The sequence below is a fragment of the Aliiruegeria haliotis genome, assembly GCF_003003255.1.
Lineage (GTDB): Bacteria > Pseudomonadota > Alphaproteobacteria > Rhodobacterales > Rhodobacteraceae > Tropicimonas > Tropicimonas haliotis.
In genome coordinates this window covers 112214-130004 of record NZ_PVTD01000008.1, presented here as the reverse complement: position 1 = coordinate 130004, position 17791 = coordinate 112214, and the positions used below count along the sequence as shown (strand labels likewise).

Annotated in this window: 16 protein-coding genes and 1 tRNA gene; 10 read left to right on the top strand and 7 right to left on the bottom strand. The window is 61.6% G+C overall.

All coding sequences use genetic code 11. The features are described from left to right. The first annotated feature begins 24 nt into the window (after positions 1–24). The 7 genes from cynS to CLV78_RS17425 all read left to right on the top strand — a co-directional run bounded on the left by cynS (position 25) and on the right by CLV78_RS17425 (position 7123). A complete protein-coding gene (gene cynS, locus CLV78_RS17455) occupies positions 25–486 on the top strand; it encodes a cyanase (protein ID WP_211301030.1) in 462 nt (153 codons plus the stop codon). Between the two features lie 423 nt (positions 487–909). After that, complete coding sequence (locus tag CLV78_RS17450) at positions 910–1563, top strand: TetR/AcrR family transcriptional regulator (RefSeq protein WP_106206414.1); 654 nt, start codon at positions 910–912, stop codon at positions 1561–1563. A gap of 75 nt (positions 1564–1638) precedes the next feature. Then, on the top strand, positions 1639–2790 hold the full coding sequence (locus CLV78_RS17445) for a Gfo/Idh/MocA family protein (RefSeq protein ID WP_106206412.1): 1152 nt from the start codon (positions 1639–1641) through the stop codon (positions 2788–2790). 2 nt (positions 2791–2792) lie between these two features. Then, a complete protein-coding gene (locus tag CLV78_RS17440; protein ID WP_106206410.1) occupies positions 2793–3935 on the top strand; it encodes a dihydrodipicolinate synthase family protein in 1143 nt (380 codons plus the stop codon). A 2-nt stretch (positions 3936–3937) separates the two neighbouring features. Beyond that, on the top strand, positions 3938–4759 hold the full coding sequence (locus CLV78_RS17435) for a sugar phosphate isomerase/epimerase family protein (protein WP_106206409.1): 822 nt from the start codon (positions 3938–3940) through the stop codon (positions 4757–4759). 304 nt (positions 4760–5063) lie between these two features. Next, complete coding sequence (locus CLV78_RS17430; RefSeq protein WP_106206407.1) at positions 5064–6113, top strand: Gfo/Idh/MocA family protein; 1050 nt, start codon at positions 5064–5066, stop codon at positions 6111–6113. Next, positions 6110–7123: a Gfo/Idh/MocA family protein gene (locus tag CLV78_RS17425; RefSeq protein ID WP_106206405.1), complete on the top strand. Its 1014-nt coding sequence runs from the start codon at positions 6110–6112 to the stop codon at positions 7121–7123. Before CLV78_RS17430 ends, CLV78_RS17425 begins: the two co-directional genes overlap by 4 nt. A 609-nt stretch (positions 7124–7732) precedes the next feature. Here the strand turns inward: CLV78_RS17425 and CLV78_RS17420 are convergent. Then, complete coding sequence (locus CLV78_RS17420) at positions 7733–10237, bottom strand: bifunctional diguanylate cyclase/phosphodiesterase (RefSeq protein WP_158263591.1); 2505 nt, start codon at positions 10235–10237, stop codon at positions 7733–7735. A gap of 358 nt (positions 10238–10595) precedes the next feature. Between CLV78_RS17420 and CLV78_RS17415 the strand changes: the two genes are divergently transcribed. Next, on the top strand, positions 10596–11261 hold the full coding sequence (locus tag CLV78_RS17415) for a response regulator transcription factor (RefSeq protein WP_106206401.1): 666 nt from the start codon (positions 10596–10598) through the stop codon (positions 11259–11261). A 218-nt stretch (positions 11262–11479) separates the two neighbouring features. On the opposite strand, the gene CLV78_RS17410 is transcribed toward CLV78_RS17415, so the two are convergent. Further along, positions 11480–11555 (bottom strand) — tRNA-Ala (locus CLV78_RS17410). Positions 11556–11991: 436 nt separating this feature from the next. Further along, on the bottom strand, positions 11992–12321 hold the full coding sequence (locus CLV78_RS17405; RefSeq protein WP_106206399.1) for a TIGR02300 family protein: 330 nt from the start codon (positions 12319–12321) through the stop codon (positions 11992–11994). Between the two features lie 103 nt (positions 12322–12424). On the opposite strand from CLV78_RS17405, the gene CLV78_RS17400 reads away from it, so the two are divergent. Then, positions 12425–13117 (top strand): M48 family metallopeptidase, encoded by a 693-nt coding sequence (locus CLV78_RS17400; RefSeq protein ID WP_106206397.1) that lies wholly within the window; start codon positions 12425–12427, stop codon positions 13115–13117. A 31-nt stretch (positions 13118–13148) separates the two neighbouring features. Continuing rightward, positions 13149–13817, top strand: coding sequence for a GntR family transcriptional regulator (locus CLV78_RS17395; protein WP_106206395.1), 669 nt, complete (start codon positions 13149–13151; stop codon positions 13815–13817). Here CLV78_RS17395 and CLV78_RS17390 read toward each other — a convergent pair. From CLV78_RS17390 to CLV78_RS17375, 4 genes are all read right to left on the bottom strand, one after another. Continuing rightward, the gene (locus CLV78_RS17390; protein WP_106206393.1) at positions 13798–14400 is read right to left on the bottom strand and encodes a thymidine kinase; all 603 of its coding nucleotides are present in this window, start codon (positions 14398–14400) and stop codon (positions 13798–13800) included. The two genes, CLV78_RS17395 and CLV78_RS17390, sit on opposite strands and share 20 nt — an antisense overlap. Positions 14401–14471: 71 nt before the next feature. Further along, on the bottom strand, positions 14472–15176 hold the full coding sequence (deoD, locus tag CLV78_RS17385) for a purine-nucleoside phosphorylase (RefSeq protein ID WP_106206391.1): 705 nt from the start codon (positions 15174–15176) through the stop codon (positions 14472–14474). A gap of 46 nt (positions 15177–15222) precedes the next feature. Continuing rightward, positions 15223–15630 carry an H-NS histone family protein gene (locus CLV78_RS17380; RefSeq protein ID WP_342751839.1) on the bottom strand — a complete coding sequence of 136 codons (408 nt, stop codon included), beginning with the start codon at positions 15628–15630 and terminating at the stop codon, positions 15223–15225. A 14-nt stretch (positions 15631–15644) separates the two neighbouring features. Next, positions 15645–17612: a protein meaA gene (locus tag CLV78_RS17375; protein WP_106206387.1), complete on the bottom strand. Its 1968-nt coding sequence runs from the start codon at positions 17610–17612 to the stop codon at positions 15645–15647. Between the last annotated feature and the right edge of the window lie 179 nt (positions 17613–17791).

Below are 17791 nucleotides of genomic sequence, written 5' to 3'. Positions count from 1 at the left end.
ATCCCAAATGGAAAGGACAACGACATGGACATGATCGCAGGTGAAATGACGAAGGAGGATGTGACCGCGATGATCCTCTTGGCCAAGAAGCGGGCCGGGCTGAGTTGGGAGGGGATTGCGGCGAGCATCGGCATGTCTCCGGTCTGGACCCATTCCGCGGCGATGGGGATGAACGCCATGCCTGCTGACAAGGCCGAATCGCTGGTCGCCGCGCTCGCCCTGCCGCAGGAGGCCGTCGCCGTGCTGCAGGAAAGCCCGACCAAGGTCTGGCAACAGACCGTTCCGACGGATCCCTGTATCTATCGGTTCTACGAAATCGTCGGGGTCTACGGCCCAACGCTCAAGGCGCTGATCCATGAGGAGTTCGGCGACGGCATCATGTCCGCGATCGACTTCGACATGAGCGTGACACGTGTCCCGGATCCCAAGGGAGATCGCGTCAAGGTCGAGATGTCGGGCAAGTATCTTGCCTATAACGCGTGGTGAGTGAGGATTTCGGCCGGGCTGCAACGCGGTCCGGCTGTTGAGGCTGAAACGGACGCAGCGACCGCCAATGCCCTACCGCAGGATTCCTCATCCGGGCTCCGTCAAGTGGCGGTCGCGATTGGCGGTGGGAAGCCAAACCCAATCCCGCAGTGCAGCCCCAGTGCCCTGTGCTTCCCCTGCAATTGATACCAAGGTCGCGCCGTTCCACGGCTGTATTGCTGTTCGCAAAAACGCTTGACGAGATCACGATTTCCAATCTACCAAATAGTAAGTTACTGTTTGGTAGCAAGCTGGGAGGAGTGACATGTTTGCGATGGTGAAATGGGCCTCGACCGGTAGAAATCCTGCCGCGGGCGACTTCGCCATCAGCGACCTTGCGCCCGCTCTCCGCCCGGTTCCGCGCGGTACCAGAAGGCGGGGCACATGAGCGGCAACCAAAAACCGGCCCGCCGGGACGCCGCCGCCACCCAGCGGCGAATCCTCGATGCGGCGCTGAGCGAGTTTGCCACCCAGGGTCACGGCGGTGCGAGGGTCGACCGGATCGCCGAGGCCGCAGGCGTCTCCAAGCCCATGATCTACAGCTACTTCGGCGACAAGGAAGAGCTTTACAAGGCGGCTCTCAAGGAGAGCTATGTCCAGATTCGCCAAGGTGAGCGGGCCATCGATACCGACCACATGTCACCCGAGGACGCGATCCGCGAACTGGTCACGTTCACCATGCATCACTTCATTTCGAAGCCGTGGTTCACCTCGATGCTCAACACCGAGAACCTGCGCAAGGGTGTGACGGTTCAGGAGATCGACGATCTCAACGACATACAATCGCCGCTGATCTCACAGCTTGGCGAAATCCTCGACCGGGGCGTTGCTGAGGGCCGGTTCCGGCCCGGTGTGGATCCGACCGAACTCTACATAACCATTGCCTCACTCTGCTTTTTCCCGGTTTCGAACAAGTACACGTTGCGGGTCGTTTTCAACGTGCCGATCGACGATGCCTGGCTCAAGCGGCGCGCCGAGGACGCTGGCCGGATGGTGCTGTGTTTCCTGCGCCCTGAGCCGGATGCCGGAAGTGGATAAACCTTCCAGCAGCAAGACTTCTCCGGCCGCGCACAGGTCCGGCCGCACAATCGAATCTAAAGAAGGACACAGGTCATGAGACAGCAGCGTATTGGCATCGTGATGCATGGCGTCACCGGGCGCATGGGAATGAACCAACACCTGATCCGTTCGGTTCTGGCCATTCGTGATCAGGGTGGACTGGCGCTTGCCGATGGTTCGCGACTGGTGCCGGATCCGATCCTCGTGGGCCGCAATGCCGACAAGATCGAGGCGCTGGCGACTGCCCATGGGGTCGAGCGCTGGACCACCGATCTGGACGCCGCGTTGGCGAACCCCGACGACACGCTCTTTTTCGATGCCGCGTCGACCCAGCTTCGTCCGGCGCTCCTGCGCAAAGCGATTGATGCAGGGAAGCATATCTATTGCGAGAAACCCGTGTCCGAGGGGCTGGAAGAGGCCGTGGCCATTGCGCGCTATGCCCGGGAGAAGGGCGTCAAGAACGGTATCGTGCATGACAAGCTCGATTTGCCCGGGCTGCGCAAATTGAAGCGGTTGCGGGACTCGGGCTTCTTCGGGCGCATCCTCTCGGTTCGCGGAGAGTTCGGCTATTGGGTCTTCGAAGGCGACTGGATGCCCGCGCAACGGCCCTCCTGGAACTATCGTGCCGACGAGGGCGGGGGTATCATCTCCGATATGCTGTGCCACTGGCGCTATGTGCTCGACAACGTTGTTGCTCCGGTGAAATCCGTATCCTGCCTTGGAGCGGTCCATATCCCCACCCGCTGGGACGAGGCAGGCGCCGAGTATTCCGCAGACGCTGATGATGCAGCCTATGCAACGTTTTTGCTGGAGGGGGACGTGGTGGCGCATATCAACTCCAGTTGGTGTACCCGGGTGCGCCGCGACGACCTGGTGACGTTCCACGTGGACGGCACGCACGGGTCCGCAGTGGCTGGACTGCATTCCTGCCGCAGCCAGGCCCGCGTGAATACGCCCAAGCCGGTCTGGAATCCGGACGTTCCGCAAGCGCTCGACTTCTACGAAGGATGGGAAGAGGTGCCGGACAACCAGGTCTTTGACAACGGGTTCAAGGTGCAGTGGGAGCAGTTCCTGCGCCACGTCGTCGAGGATGCGCCATGGAACTACACGCTGGCCGAAGGGGCCAAGGGTGTGCAACTCGCCGAGGCCGGCTACCAGAGCTGGCGCGAACGGCGCTGGATCGACCTTCCTGAGCTGGAGATCTGACGATGACCACGTTGAACCTTCCCGGTGGCGCCGTCGACCTTGTTGCCGGTCCCGCGCCGATCGCAGCCGCGACCTGGAACCGCACCGCCTATGCCGCGGCGCATGTGGTGGCCGATCCGCTGGCCGACAACGATCCTTGGCTGGACTGCTCCGTCGATTGGGATCGCACGCTTGCGTTTCGTGAATACTTGTGGGGTCTGGGTTTTGGCGTGGCCGAGGCCATGGACACCGCGCAACGTGGCATGGGCATGGACTGGCCGACGTCGCTGGAGTTGATCCAGCGATCGACGGCGCTGGCCAAGGCGGGCGGGCATGTGATCGCTTCGGGTGCCGGGACCGATCACCTTGCCCCCGGGCCGGGCGTGACGCTCGATCAGGTGATTGCCGCATACGAGCAGCAATGCGAGGCGGTGGAGGCCGCCGGATCCCGCGTGATCCTGATGGCCTCGCGGGCGCTGGTACAGGCGGCGAAGGGGCCCGAGGACTACGCCCGCGTCTACGACCGCATTCTCGGCGGTCTGACGCAACCGGCGATCCTGCACTGGCTAGGTGAGATGTTCGACCCAGCGCTGGAAGGCTACTGGGGGGCGGGCGACCACATGGCGGCAATGGAGACCGCACTCGGGGTCATCCAGACCAACTCCGCCAAGGTCGACGGGATCAAGATCTCGCTGCTTTCCGCCGAAAAGGAGATCGCCATGCGCCGTCGCCTGCCGGAAGGCGTGCGCATGTATACCGGCGACGATTTCAACTATCCCGACCTGATTGCCGGCGACGATCAAGGCTACTCCCATGCGTTGCTGGGCATTTTCGACCCGATCGCAAGCGTCGCGGCCCGTGCGCTGGGTCAACTCGGCAGCGGGGACATGGCGGGCTACAACAGCACGTTTGCCCCCACGGTTCCGCTGTCGCGGCATATCTTCAAGGCCCCGACCCGCTTCTACAAGACGGGCGTCGTCTTCATGGCCTACCTTTGCGGCCATCAGGATCACTTCACGATGATCGGCGGGCAGGAAAGCGCGCGCTCGACGCTCCATCTGGCAGAGATCATCCGCATGGCGAACGCCTGCGGGCTCTTTGCTGACACCGACATGGTGGCATCGCGCACACGCGCGGTCTTTGCTGCCCGCGGCGTCGAGGTGTGACAATGCTGACACCGGACCGCATCTCCCTCAATACCGCGACCGTCAAGATGCAATGGACGCTCGCAGAATGCATCGAAGGCTGTGCCCGGCATGGGCTCGGCGGCATCGCACCGTGGCGGGACAAGCTTCAGGAAATGGGCGTCGAGCCGGCGGCACGCGCCATCCGGGACGCGGGCCTGAAGGTGTCGGGGCTTTGCCGGGGCGGCTGGTACACCGCCGAAGGCGCGCTCACCCCGGCTGTTCTGGAGGACAATCGCCGGGCAGTGGACGAGGCGGCAGCCATTGGCGCCGAGTGCCTCGTGATGGTCGTGGGCGGATTGCCGGCTGGCAGCAAGGATATCGACGGCGCGCGGGCAATCGTGGAGGAAGGACTGGCCGCGACGCTGGAATATGCGCGCGGTGTCGGCGTTCCTGTCGCCATAGAACCATTGCACCCTGCCTATGCCGGTGACCGCGCCTGCGTGAACACCACCAGCCAGGCGCTGGACATCTGTGACCGGCTTGGCGACGGCATCGGCGTAGCATTGGACGTCTATCACATCTGGTGGGATCCGGAGATCCGCCGGCAGATCGCCCGGGCCGGGAAGGAGCGCCTTCTGGCCTTTCACATTTGCGACTGGCTGGTGCCGACGCAGGACATCCTGGAAGATCGCGGCATGATGGGCGATGGCGTGGCCGACATCCCGGCCTTGCGCGCCGAGGTCGAGGCGGCCGGGTTCACCGGACTGAACGAGGTCGAGATCTTCTCGGCTGAGACTTGGTGGAAGCGGGACCCCGATGACGTCCTCAAAACGATCGTCGCACGAGGGGAAAGCTGCTGTTGAACCTGTTGCCCCGAACTCCGGACCAAGTGTCGCGAACGACGTGTCTCCCATCGGGGAAGAGACGAAGCTGGAAACGGTTGAACAAAGTGGCCACTGTTCCGCGCAGGTTCGACAATCTGTGCCGCAGATGCCTATCTGGGCGTTCGGTTGCCGCTACGGACGGTTCCGGTCTTGTCTCGGTCCGGCGCCGTCGCAGGGCAACGGGCGGCTCCATGTCACCTTTTCCTCGGACGCCAGTCATATCTTCTGCGGAATGGACGTGCGGGCAATCGCTGTCGACGGGATGGATTGAAGGGAGAGAGTGATGAAGCGTGTCGTTCTGGTCGGGGTCGGCATGGTGGCCGATACCCATGTGGCGGCGATGGCAGCCTCTGATGCTGTGGAACTATATGGGGTTCTGTCCGCCAATGCGGATCGCGCCGAAGCCTTTGCCGCAAAATGCGCGGATATTCACGGAATGGACGCGCCGAAGGTCTTTGAGAATATGGAGGCGGTGGTTGCCGACGATCAGGTCGACTTTGTCGATATCTGTACCCCGCCAAATGCGCGGCTCGATCTGGTCCAAGTGCTGGTTGCGGCGCGTGTGCCAGTGCTGATGGAGAAACCGATAGAGCGAACGGCGGAGGCCGCCGAAACCATCGTTCGGCTTTGCGAGGAAGCCGACGTGCCGCTGGGGATCGTCTTTCAACACAGGATGCGCGAAAGCTCGCAGGCAATGGCGGGTCTGCTGGCGCGGGGCGCATTGGGTGATCTCGCACTGGTGGAGATCGCGGTGCCATGGTGGCGCCCTCAAGCCTACTATGACGAGCCGGGGCGTGGCACCTATTCCCGCGATGGCGGTGGCGTGATGATTTCCCAGGCGATTCATACGCTCGACCTCGCGTTGACGCTGACGGGGCCGGTCAGCAAGGTGCAGGCGATGACGGCAACCACGAAACTGCACTCCATGGAGTCGGAGGATTTTGTCACCGCCGGGCTGGTCTTCGACACGGGTGTCCCCGGTTCGTTCGTCGCCTCCACGGCGAGTTTCCCTGGTCATCCCGAGAGCATTGCCCTGCATGGCACGAAAGGCTCGGCGACGCTGAAGTCCGGGCAACTGACGGTCGACTGGCAGGATGGAAGCAGCGAGGTTATCGGCGAGGCTGGCGGGACTGGTGGCGGTGCCGATCCGATGGCGTTCACCCACGAGTGGCATCAAGGCGTTCTTGAGGATTTCGCGGCTGCCCTCGATGAGGGGCGCCCGCCTGCGGCATCCGGGCGCGATGCCCTCATGGTGCATCGCCTGATCGCAGCGCTCACGCTCTCGTCCGAGCAGGAACGCGCAATCCATCTTTCGGATCTGGAGCAGTCATGACACGCAACCTGAAGATCGCGGCCCTCGGCATCGAGCACTTTCATATTTTCGGCATGGCCGGGAACCTCATCGAGCGTGGTGCGGAGTTCGTTGGCTGGTGGAACGACGGCGACGCACAACCGCTGGAAAAGTTCGCCAGGTTGTTCCCGAACGTGCCGCGAGTCATGGATCGTGACGAAATCCTCAACAACCCGGACATTGACCTGATCCTCGTTGCTGACATTCCAGCCCGCCGCGCTGGACTGGCCATAGAGGCGATGGAAGCCGGAAAGGACGTGATGGCCGACAAGCCGGGTTGCACCACGCTGGAGCAACTTGCCGCTCTCCGCGAGGCCCAGGCGCGCACGGGACGGATCTGGTCGGTCGATTTCTCGGAGCGGTTCGAAGTGCCTTGCGTCACACGTGCCGCGGAACTGGTTGACGACGGTGTCATCGGGAAGGTGGTGCAGACTGCCGGCTTCGGCCCACATCGCTTGAACAAGCCCACGCGCCCGGACTGGTTCTTTGACCGGGGCGCATATGGCGGCGTGCTCACCGATATTGCCAGCCATCAGATCGATCAGTTCCTCTATTTCACCGGCTCCACCGATGCCGAAATTGCCACTGCCTGCGTGCGGAACTATGCAAATCCGGACACGCCCGGGTTGCAGGATTTCGGCGAACTGGTGCTGCGCAATGACCATGCCCATGGCTATGTTCGCGTCGACTGGTACACGCCCGATGCGCTGCCGAACTGGGGCGATGGGCGCCTGACCATCCTTGGAACCAAGGGGTACATCGAGCTCAGGAAATACGTGGACATCGCAAATCCGGCCGGTACCGATCACCTGTTTCTCGTGACCGGAGACCGGTATGAGAAAATCGACTGTTCGGATGCGGGCCTGCCGTATTTTGATCGACTCAGGTACGACATTCTGAATCGCACGGAGACTGCGATGCCGCAGGAACATTGCTTCAAGGTGATGGAACTGGCGATCAAGGCGCAAATGCTGGCTGAGGGAAGCGGCTGACTGCCCAACTTGCTCGAGTGGGAGCGCTGGCTTGACCGTTCCTGGAACGGTCGCTAAACGTCGAAAACACGACGCAGCTTTGGCCTTGTTGCTGCGACGGATGTGGGCAAGCGTCCGCCTTCGTATTGACCGGTCGCACCGATTAGCATCTCAACAGGGGCAGAGAAAGGCCTGGGCGCCGGCGGCCGAACGTGTCGCGTCAGCCATTTCTGCGCATCGTGGTCGCTTCTCGGGGGTGCGAAGATCATCCATCGTATCGCCAGTATGACGTCTGCAAGAAGAGGCTGGCGGTTCGACACAAAGCCGATACAGCGCACATCGTCGCCGAACGATACATGATACGGCACCGGTGGTTTTGGTCCTTTTCCGTCCGCAGGCGAGCTCGGGGCGTGGCGTGTCCTGGAGAAGAAAGCAGGCGTCGATCCATCTTGGGCATCTGCGGGAGACGCTGGCTGATCCGTTCGCGTGAAGCCCAGTCAAACGGAAGTAACCAAGCGTCCCGTTGGCTCAAGGAGGCGGTACATTTCTGTGAGCGCCGTCATGCGGAACCAGATCGCGCTGTTTCATGAACAAAGAGCCGTTTCGGGTCAGGTCCCGCCGATCCCGACGCTATGCCTCTTGCGTTAATAGGCAGGACTGACCGTACCATTTGTCGATCCAAGCAGGCAGTTCGTCCATAGACAACGGGGGAGCGATCAGGAAGCCCTGAACCTGGGAGCAGCCAAGCGTTTCAAGAAACGCAAGCTCGGCATCAGTCTGAACGCCTTCAGCCAAGACTTCGATACCCAATTTCGAGCCCAGATCAATGACAGCGCTGGAAATGGCCTGAAGCATAGGATCGCCTTGGACCCCCGAGATCAGGCTCTTGTCGATCTTGATTCGTGACACGGGGAAATTCCGAAGGCTGGCGATGGCAGTGTGCCCCGTTCCGAAATCATCGAGCTCCAGCTTGAACCCGGCATCAGCCAAATCGAAGATGTTTCTGGTGATGTGTGTTGTGCGTTCGCTGAGCAAGGTCGTTTCGAGGATCTCGATGCGAATGCGATCGGGATCCACACCGGCCTGCCGGGATGTCTCGATCAGCTTGTCCACCAGTTTCGCATTGCTGAGGCGGGCCGTGGAGACGTTCACGCTGATGGTTGCCTCTGCAGCGCCTGCCGCAGAAATGTCGGAGACGGCGCGGCACGCGTGTTGGAAAACCTGGTCGTCGATTGCTTCCAACAGAAAGGCACGCTCCGCAAAGGAAACGAAATCGGCAGCACTCAGGATGCCACGCTTTGGGTGATACCATCGGGCGAGTGCTTCGAACCCGATGATTTCTCGTGTCCGAGTGTCGATCTGTGGCTGGAAAAACGGCTTGAACTCGTCCCCCTCCAAGCCATCGCGGATTTCTGATGCGAGTTCGACTGCCCGCACGGCTGCGGCCCGCATTCCGGGTTCAAAGAAAACGCAGCGACCGCGCCCCAGCGATTTCGAAGTGCACAGCGCGATGTCGGCGTTTGCGGTCGCCTCGTCGATCTTGTCCGTGTCATCGGTCTCGACGAAGGCGATTCCGACGCTCGCCCCAACCAGAAGCTGCTGTTCCCCATAGACGATTGGCTGTGAAATCGCCTCGACGATCCGAGTTGCCATTTCATAGACATGGGCGTTTTCGGCATCGGTTCTTTTGGCCAGCAGAAACTCGTCACCGCCAACTCGCGCTACGATATCAAAGAAGAAGGTGTGCGCACTCAACCTGTCTGCCGTCTGCCTGAGCACATGATCGCCAGCGTCGTGGCCGTTTGCATCGTTGACCGCCTTGAACCTGTCGAGATCAACATGAAACAGCGCCAGCCGTCCATCGCCGAGCCCCGACCGCGACAGGTCGGACAAGGCCGCGGTCAGCTCACGCCGGTTCCGGAGGCCGGTCAGGTCGTCTGTCCATGCGGCGCGTTCCAGTTCACTCTGCTGGTGCCGCAACTCGCTGATGTCGACGTGGGTGCCCACCACCCGCCCGACCTTTCCGGCGCGCCTTAGAATACTAGCCCGCGACAGGATCACCACCCAATGCCCGTCCTTGTGACGAAGTCGGAACTCCTCCTCCACAACATCGCCGGGAAGCCGATAGAGTTCATCGGGGGTCTTCAGGACACGTGCCATGTCGTCAGGATGGAGGAGTTCGGCGAAAGTCGAGAGCCGCGACGGGAGGGCATTTGGTGCGTAGCCAAGCATCTGGAACCATCTTGGTGAGAAGAACACCTTCGTCGAATGGTAGTCGATGTCAAAGAGCCCGTCCGATGCGCCCTTCATCGCGAGCGCAAACCGTTCCTCGCTTCTCTCCAGTGTCTCCCGGTTCTCCGCCGCCTCGTTCAGGATCAATGCCACCGAGATCGACAGTGCCATACCGATCAGCAAGACAAGCTCGTCAAGGTTGCTCTGCGCCTTGGCGATCTCGGTGGCCGTTGGTGTGATTGAAATGGTCCAGGTGCGCCCGCCGACATTCAGGGGCGTCACGACAGCAAAGCGTGAAGTTGCGGCGTCGACATCGGTGATGAACAGTGGATCGGAATCGTCGAGGATCGCTATGTTGAATGTGTTCGCGGCGTCCTCCCCAAGGACACTTTCGATCAGCGGGTCGACCCGAAATGCGAGGTTGATAAAGCCCGATAGCTCATTGTCGCTCCGTACCGGGGCATAGGCCGCGATCCCTCGGCCACCCTGCGCCAGCGTTATGGGCGACGTGATTTGCAATCGATCGGTCTCGTCCGCCCTCCGCAGTGCCCATGCGGGCACATCCAGCCGGGTGAGATCGAGTCCAAGAGCGGCATGGTTTCCGTCCATAGGCGAAACCAGTTCGATGACGCCTTCGCGGGAAACCCAGTTCAGTGCCTGCAAGTCCTCGAACTGCCGTGTCAACGCCGTGCTCAGCGTGGCGAAGTCGCTGTGATCCCCGGCCCGTTGCCAGTGTTGTCGCGCCAGTTCGGCGATGAAAAACCGGGCCTGCAGTTGCACTTCCATCTTGGCGACAAAAACACCCGAGAACGTCTGCACAACGGATGCGACCCGGTCGACCTGAGCCGCACGGATCATGTTCCCAATCACCAGGGACACTGCCATGACAAGGAACGCGGCCATGATTGCCCGTTTTCGAATCCTTCGCCTGCCGGACATCCATCGCTCCAGTTCTCCGGCCAAGCGTGCCACGATCCTGATCGACGGCGACGCGTGTCAGCCTGCTTTTCCCGGGCAGCCTAGCCGCCAAGTGTTAGCAGTCGCCTAACCACGGTGGCTTGCTCACATGACACCGGGAAAAAACGGACATGGTTCGGCATACCTCAGCGAATGATCGTTGGCGTGAGTCTGTCCGGGCGCGTGGCCCTGCGACGCCACGTTGGTCCGGTCGGCGTCCCCGGATGGATTGGCGCAACAGCGTGTACTAAGGTGGCGTGCAGGCCTCGTTGGAGTGTCGGCACCGGACAGGGGACAACCGCACGTGAGATTCCTACTGATAGAGGACAACGCCAAGCTGGCTTCAGCCGTGATCGAGCGCCTCACGCTCGATGGGCATGTTGTTGATCACGGCCCGGACATTGGCTCTGGAAGGGACTTCATTGCCACCACCGAGTACGACCTGATCCTGCTTGATATCATGCTGCCGGATGGCGACGGCCGGAGCTTTCTGGAGGCGCAGCGCCGTCTCCGCGACGAAACACCCGTTATCGTGATGACAGCGCGCTCCGAAGTGTCCGACCGAGTCACGGTACTTGACCTCGGGGCGGACGACTACCTTACCAAACCCTTCGACTTTTCCGAGCTGGAGGCCCGATGCAGGGCAGTGCTGCGCCGGCGGGGTGGCAGCGTCACGAACCAGCGTCGCATCGGCAACCTCACCTTTGATCCACAGGCGGGAACTCTGACGGTCGGCGATCGCACGACCACGTTGCGCGCCAAGGAGTTGCGTCTGCTGGAGGCGTTTCTCGGGGCGCAGGATCAGATTCTCAGCAAGGCAAAGCTCGTGGACCGGCTGTTCTCCTACGATGAGGATGTCTCCGAAAACGCCATCGAGGTCTACGTCGGCCGTCTGCGAAAGCACCTTGAGGGCTCGCCAGTCTCCATCGTCACCATGCGCGGCTTGGGCTACCGGTTACAGGTTTCCTGACAGATTGGTGCCCTGCTCGCGCCGACCGCGGTGCATGGCAGCGAAGGATCGGATTGCCGCGCAAAGTTGCGGGTAGTGATGATAGAGACAGCCATCAACCTTTGGAGACGAATCTTCAATACGCCTTGAGGCGGCCCGGCCATCGACGGGTTCGGCCATGTCGGAGGCTCCGAATCCGCAGGCTTTCGGAGGGCAAGTGTCTGTTTTGACTGGAAATCTGGTGGAGCCAAGGGGAGTCGAACCCCTGACCTCTTGCATGCCATGCAAGCGCTCTCCCAACTGAGCTATGGCCCCGGTAGCGCGGTGTGTATTCACCGACTGGGGGGAGTTCAAGAGGAAATTTCCTCGTTCTTGGCGTTTTTAGCGCCAATCCGCAGGTAGCTTCGGTCGCTTTCACGTATGGCAACTCGGCGCCCTTTGTCGCGGTCGACTGAACGGGGCCTGCCGGGCGGTCGGCGTAGGATGGATAGCGGATTTCGCTCAGGTCAATTTGGGCAGAGCAAGCTGGAGCGGCTGGCAAGGCGCTGTGCTATCGGACAGGGTGGTGGCCGTTCGCACGCAAGCTCGGGTTGTACATCCGCTGAGGTCTGGCAGGGACAACGGCGTTGGTGCGTGTGAGGTCACGCTAGCCCCCGCGCAAGCGAAGGGCCCGCACAAGCGGGCCCGGAGCGCAACGGGTCATTTGGTCGGGGGGGCATTCGAACGGCGCGCGCCCGAGCCCCCACTTTCGTCAGGATTCGTCGTCGTCCGAAGCGACGTCGGCAATCTCGTCGAGCGAGACATCATCATCGTCCGCGTCGTCATCGAGAACATCATCCCCGAGATCCACGTCAGTATCGGCATCATCAAGGACATCGGCATCATCCTCGATGAGCTTTTCCGACTCATCGGTGGATTGCTTGTCCTTCTCGTCCTTGATCAGAACACGGGACTTGTTTCCGGTTTCCAGTTGCACGACCTCGCCCGTGTAGGGGCTGACAATCGGATTCCGGCCGAGATCGTAGAACCGCTTTCCCGTCGTGGGGCACACGCGCTTGACTCCCCATTCTTCCTTGGGCATCGGATGGTCCTTCATCTGTGGGCAAATCGTGAAAGGGGCCGATGCCACAACGACGGTGGCCTGTCAAACCAAAAGACGCGACGCGACGGAAGGGCGGCGGACAATGAGCGAACATGTGCTTCCGGGAGAACGCCCCATTCGGGTGGTTCTGCGGCGCTCGGCCCGGGCTCGGCGGTACTCGCTTCGGGTGTCGCGGCTGGACGGGCGGGTGACGCTGACCATGCCACAGGGCGCTTCGCAAGCGCGTGGGCTTGCTTTCGTCCACGAGAAGGAGGGCTGGATCCGCAAGCAGCTGGAGGAGCGGCCCAGCGAGGTGCTCGTCGAGCTCGGTGCGTCGCTGCCGGTCGACGGGCGGCCCATGCAAATCGTGCGCGGGGACAGTACCCGGATCTGCGAGGAGCGGGACGTCATACAGATCTCCCGCCGGGTCGGCCATGTGCCGGGCGCGGTTGCGGGATTGCTGAAGGCACATGCGCGCGACCGGCTTGCCGCAGCATCCGATCACTACGCCCGGATCCTCGGGCGCCCCTACACCAAGCTCACGATCCGGGATACGCGGTCGCGGTGGGGGTCCTGCTCCGCGGATGGTGCCCTCATGTATTCCTGGCGGTTGGTCCTCGCCCCGCCGGATGTGCTCGTCTATGTGGCCGCGCACGAGGTGGCCCACCTCGCCCACATGAACCACGGTCCGCGCTTCTGGACGGCCGTCGGAAACTTGATGCCCGGCTACGAGGAGCGACGCGCCTGGCTGCGTGAAAACGGCGAAACCCTGCACCGCTACAGATTCACCGATTGACCACGTTCCCGGCCGTGATCACAATCCGGGCATGTTCCTGACATCCTCGTCCGCCAGCGCCGGGCCACAATCCGCGCCGACCGCCGCCGCCCACGACCGGCTCTACCGGACCATGCGGCAACGGATCATGCATGGCGAGGTCATGCCAGGGCAGGCACTGACCCTGCGCGGCATGGGGCGCGAGTTCGGCGTGTCCATGACGCCTGCCCGGGAGGCACTGCGCCGCCTTGTTGCGGAAGGGGCGTTGACACTGTCGACCTCGGGCCGCGTGTCCACGCCGGAACTCAGCAATGAGCGGATTGAAGAACTGGCGGCGCTGCGGGCGTTGCTGGAGCCGGAGCTGGCGACCCGCGCCTTGCCACGTGCACACCTCGCCCTCATCGACCGGCTCCAGAGCATCAACCAGACTATAGTGGAGGTGAACACGCGGCAGGATGCACCAGCCTATATCCGCGCGAACCTGGAGTTTCACCGAACCCTCTACCTGCGGGCGCAGGCGCCGGCGATGCTGGCCATGACGGAAACGGTCTGGCTGCAACTCGGGCCCACGATGGGGATGCTCTATGATCGTTTGCGGCGGAAGGAGGCGCCCCACTACCACCGGCTGATCGTGGCGGCGCTGAGGGCCGGGGACGAGCCGTCGCTGCGCCTTGCCGTTAGGAGCGATGTGACGCAGGGCCTCAGGCTTCTGGCTCAGTAGGCGCCAGGTCCCCGATGGCTTCCCGCCAATGGCGCCTGCACAGGGAGACATAGGTTTCGTTTCCGCCGATCTGGACCTGTGCGCCTTCCTTGAGCGCCGATCCGTCGGCCCCCATCCGGGCCACCATCGTCGCCTTCTTTCCACAATGGCAGATCGTTCGGACTTCCCGCATTTCATCGGCGAGCGCGAGAAGCGTCGCGGAACCGGGGAAGAGACGGCCCATAAAATCGACGCGCAGCCCGTAGCACATGATCGGCACCTTGAGGTCGTCAACGGCGCGCGCAAGTTGCCAGACCTGATCGTCCGTCAGGAATTGAGCCTCGTCGACGAAGATGCAGGCGACATGACCCTTGGCCAGACGGTCACGAATCTTCACGAGGAGGTCGTCTTCGAGCCCGAACACGTCTGCCTCGGCAGAGATGCCGATTCGGGAGCCGATCGTGCCAGCACCGGCGCGTGTATCGACGCCGGCCGTCAGGAGATAGGTCTCCATGCCGCGTTCACGGTAGTTGTAGGATGCTTGCAGCAAGATCGTCGACTTGCCGGCGTTCATCGTGGAGTAGTGGAAATAGAGCTTGGCCATGGCAGCGCTCTAGCTTGCGCGGCGCGGTCAGGCAAGTCGGCCGGGCAGGGGAAACCCCGCCCGGCGAAGTCTCAGGAGAAAGCGGCTTCCAGCGCGATCTCAACCATGTCGCCGAAACTGCGCTCCCGCTGGTCCGAGGGCAGTGCATCACCGGTCAACAGGTGGTCGGAAATGGTAAGAACGGCCAGTGCACGCCGCCCGTAGCGTGCAGCCAACGTGTAGAGCTCCGCCGCTTCCATCTCTACCGCGAGGACACCGTGACGGGTCATCTGTTCGGTCAGATCCGGACGCTCGTCGTAGAAGACATCCGAAGAATAGATGCCACCAACATGGACGCCGACATCCTTGCTTTCCGCGGCCTTTGCAGCGGCAGACAGCAGAGACCAGTCAGCACAGGGAGCGTAGCCGAGCTCTCGGAATATCCCACGAGAGGGCGTGGAGACAGTCGAGGCCGTCATTGCAAGGACCACGTCGCGAACGTGCACCTTCTCCTGCATCGCGCCGGCCGATCCAATGCGTATGAGGGTTTGGGCACCATAGTCACGTATCAACTCATTCGCATAAATCGACAGGCTCGGCATTCCCATGCCCGACCCGTGAATTGTCACGCGATTTCCATGCCAGGTGCCTGTAAAGCCCAGCATGCCGCGGACTTCATTTACGCAGACCGCATCCTCCAGAAATTGCTCCGCGACCCATTTGGCCCGGTAGGGGTCTCCGGGCATCAAAACCGTTTCGGCGATCTGGCCTGGCTCGGCGCCAATATGTACCGTCATAATTGCATCCCGTCAGTCTGCCGATGTGGCAGTCAATTCAGTGAAGTCAGATCTCCAAAGTCGACAGATCGACACCGTTTTCTTCGGCCTTCTTGAACCATTCAGGCTTCCGGCCGCGACCCGTCCAGGTTTGGTCCGGGTTGGTCGGGTTGCGATATTTCGCAGGGCTTTTGCTACGCGATTTTCCCTTCGCCTTGGCGGAGGCGGACCCGGTCAATTCGGAAAGGTCAAATCCATGAGCGGCGGCGGCTTGCTTTGCGGCCTTGAGTGCTGCGGCGCGTTCACGGTCGTCAAGCGTATCCAGCGCCTTGGCGACTTTCTTCTGAAGCGCTTGCAGCTCCTTCCGGGAAAGGGAGTCGAGATCGTATTCCATTCGTTTCTCCAGATTGCAATGCCAAGTGAAAGACACAGCTCCCGAAGAAACACAATGGTGGAAATCCGGATCGGCAATCAAATGCCCGTCACCTGCTATTCAGCAGCAATGCGCTCCGGGTCAGCGAGCCCAACAATATCCATCATGATCCGATTCAATTCAAAATCTTTTGGTGTGTAGACCTTGGAAACGCCCATTGCGAGGAGGCGGTCGGCGTCGTCGTCCGGAATGATCCCACCGACAATCAGCGGCACAGCGCCAAGGCCAGCCGCGCGCATTTTCCCAAGCAGATCGGCAACCAATGGCATGTGGCTTCCGGACAGGATGGAGAGGCCGATCACATGCGCGCCGTCCTTCTGCGCCGCAGAAATTATCTCCTCCGGCGTGAGGCGAATTCCCGCGTAATCGATATCCATGCCGCAATCGCGGGCGCGAAAGGCAATCTGCTCTGCGCCATTCGAATGACCGTCCAGCCCCGGCTTGCCCATCAGGAACTTCAACCTGCGCCCGAGTTTGTCCGACACCGCATCGACGGCCTGCCGAATGTCGTCCAGCCCCTCGGTCTTGTTCGACACTGATCTGGCGACACCTGTCGGTCCGCGAAACTGCCCGAAGACCTCCCGCATGACGCCGGCCCATTCGCCGGTCGTCACGCCCGCCCTGGCTGCATTGATCGAGGGCTCCATGACATTGTCGCCATTGCGTGCGGCCTCGCGCAATGCGCGGAGCGCCGCCTCTACGGCACCGGCGTCCCGTTCTGCCCGCCAGGCATTCAGCCGGTGGATCTGGTCCTGTTCGACGGCCGGATCGACAACCATGATCCCGCCTTCTTCGTCCATCAGAGGCGACGGCTCGCCATCGGTCCAACGGTTCACGCCGACGACAGTGGTGTCGCCCTTCTCGATATCGTTCAGGCGATCTGCATTGGAGTTCACCAATTGCGCTTTCATGTATTCGATGGCGTCGATCGCGCCGCCCATGCTCTCCAGGTTGGCCAGCTCTGCACGGGCACCGGACTTGAGGGCCTCGACCTTGCGCTCCACCGCCGGATTGCTGTCGAAGAGATCTTCGTACTCCAGCAGGTCCGTTTCGTAGGCCATGATTTGCTGCATGCGCAGCGACCATTGCTGGTCCCAGGGCCGGGGAAGGCCCAACGCCTCGTTCCAGGCCGGAAGTTGCACCGCGCGTGCTCGGGCCTTCTTGGAAAGCGTGACCGCAAGCATCTCGATCAGGATCCGGTAGACGTTATTCTCCGGTTGCTGCTCGGTGAGTCCGAGCGAGTTCACCTGTACGCCGTAGCGAAAGCGGCGGTACTTCGGGTCGTCGACGCCGTAGCGTTCACGGCAGATCTCGTCCCAGAGGTCGACGAAGGCCCGCATTTTGCACATCTCGGTAACGAAACGGATGCCGGCGTTCACAAAGAAGGAAATGCGCCCGACAAGCTTCGGAAAATCTTCCGGCTCGACCTTGTCTTTCAACCCGTCCAGAACGGCCTGCGCCGTTGCGAGCGCAAAGGCAAGTTCTTGCTCGGGTGTCGCGCCAGCTTCCTGAAGGTGATAGGAGCAGACGTTCATCGGGTTCCAGCGCGGAACGTTGTGGTAGCAGTATTCGGCAACGTCCGTGATGAGTTTGAGCGATGGTTTCGGCGGACAGATATAGGTGCCCCTCGAAAGGTACTCCTTGATGATGTCGTTCTGGACCGTACCCTGAAGCGATGCGACGTCCGCGCCCTGCTCCTCGGCAACCGCGATATACAGAGCCAACAGCCATGGCGCCGTGGCATTGATTGTCATCGAGGTGTTCATCTGTTCGAGCGGAATCTGGTCGAACAGGGTCCGCATGTCGCCGAGATGAGAAACGGGGACGCCGACCTTGCCTACTTCGCCGCGCGCGAGCGTGTGGTCGCTGTCGTATCCCGTCTGCGTCGGCAGGTCGAACGCCACCGAAAGGCCGGTCTGACCCTTGGCAAGATTGGACCTGTAGAGCTCGTTGGACTTCCTTGCGGTTGAATGACCGGCATAGGTCCGGAACAGCCAGGGGCGATCTTTCTTTACGTCGGACATATTGGCTCGCGAGTCGGTTGAGTAACAAGATTGCGCTTCGAGTGAGTTATTCGAAACATTGTGCGCCTGTCAATTCTCTGCATTGCAGAAATTTTGCTCCGATCCCAAGGAGATTGGCCCCCGACCGCGTCTGGGCGCCAGTTTTTCGGGGTTTTGAGCAGCACATAAGGCTCCGAAAG

What these genes read in the sequence shown, in the direction of transcription:
- CLV78_RS17445 (WP_106206412.1), top strand. Translation starts at nt 1,639, where the DNA reads ATGAGACAGCAGCGTATTGGCATCGTGATGCATGGCGTCACCGGGCGC.
- CLV78_RS17420 (WP_158263591.1), bottom strand. Translation starts at nt 10,237, where the DNA reads ATGGCCGCGTTCCTTGTCATGGCAGTGTCCCTGGTGATTGGGAACATG.
- CLV78_RS17430 (WP_106206407.1), top strand. Translation starts at nt 5,064, where the DNA reads ATGAAGCGTGTCGTTCTGGTCGGGGTCGGCATGGTGGCCGATACCCAT.
- CLV78_RS17375 (WP_106206387.1), bottom strand. Translation starts at nt 17,612, where the DNA reads ATGTCCGACGTAAAGAAAGATCGCCCCTGGCTGTTCCGGACCTATGCC.
- CLV78_RS17390 (WP_106206393.1), bottom strand. Translation starts at nt 14,400, where the DNA reads ATGGCCAAGCTCTATTTCCACTACTCCACGATGAACGCCGGCAAGTCG.
- CLV78_RS17435 (WP_106206409.1), top strand. Translation starts at nt 3,938, where the DNA reads ATGCTGACACCGGACCGCATCTCCCTCAATACCGCGACCGTCAAGATG.
- cynS (WP_211301030.1), top strand. Translation starts at nt 25, where the DNA reads ATGGACATGATCGCAGGTGAAATGACGAAGGAGGATGTGACCGCGATG.
- CLV78_RS17400 (WP_106206397.1), top strand. Translation starts at nt 12,425, where the DNA reads ATGAGCGAACATGTGCTTCCGGGAGAACGCCCCATTCGGGTGGTTCTG.
- deoD (WP_106206391.1), bottom strand. Translation starts at nt 15,176, where the DNA reads ATGACGGTACATATTGGCGCCGAGCCAGGCCAGATCGCCGAAACGGTT.
- CLV78_RS17440 (WP_106206410.1), top strand. Translation starts at nt 2,793, where the DNA reads ATGACCACGTTGAACCTTCCCGGTGGCGCCGTCGACCTTGTTGCCGGT.
- CLV78_RS17425 (WP_106206405.1), top strand. Translation starts at nt 6,110, where the DNA reads ATGACACGCAACCTGAAGATCGCGGCCCTCGGCATCGAGCACTTTCAT.
- CLV78_RS17395 (WP_106206395.1), top strand. Translation starts at nt 13,149, where the DNA reads ATGTTCCTGACATCCTCGTCCGCCAGCGCCGGGCCACAATCCGCGCCG.
- CLV78_RS17405 (WP_106206399.1), bottom strand. Translation starts at nt 12,321, where the DNA reads ATGCCCAAGGAAGAATGGGGAGTCAAGCGCGTGTGCCCCACGACGGGA.
- CLV78_RS17450 (WP_106206414.1), top strand. Translation starts at nt 910, where the DNA reads ATGAGCGGCAACCAAAAACCGGCCCGCCGGGACGCCGCCGCCACCCAG.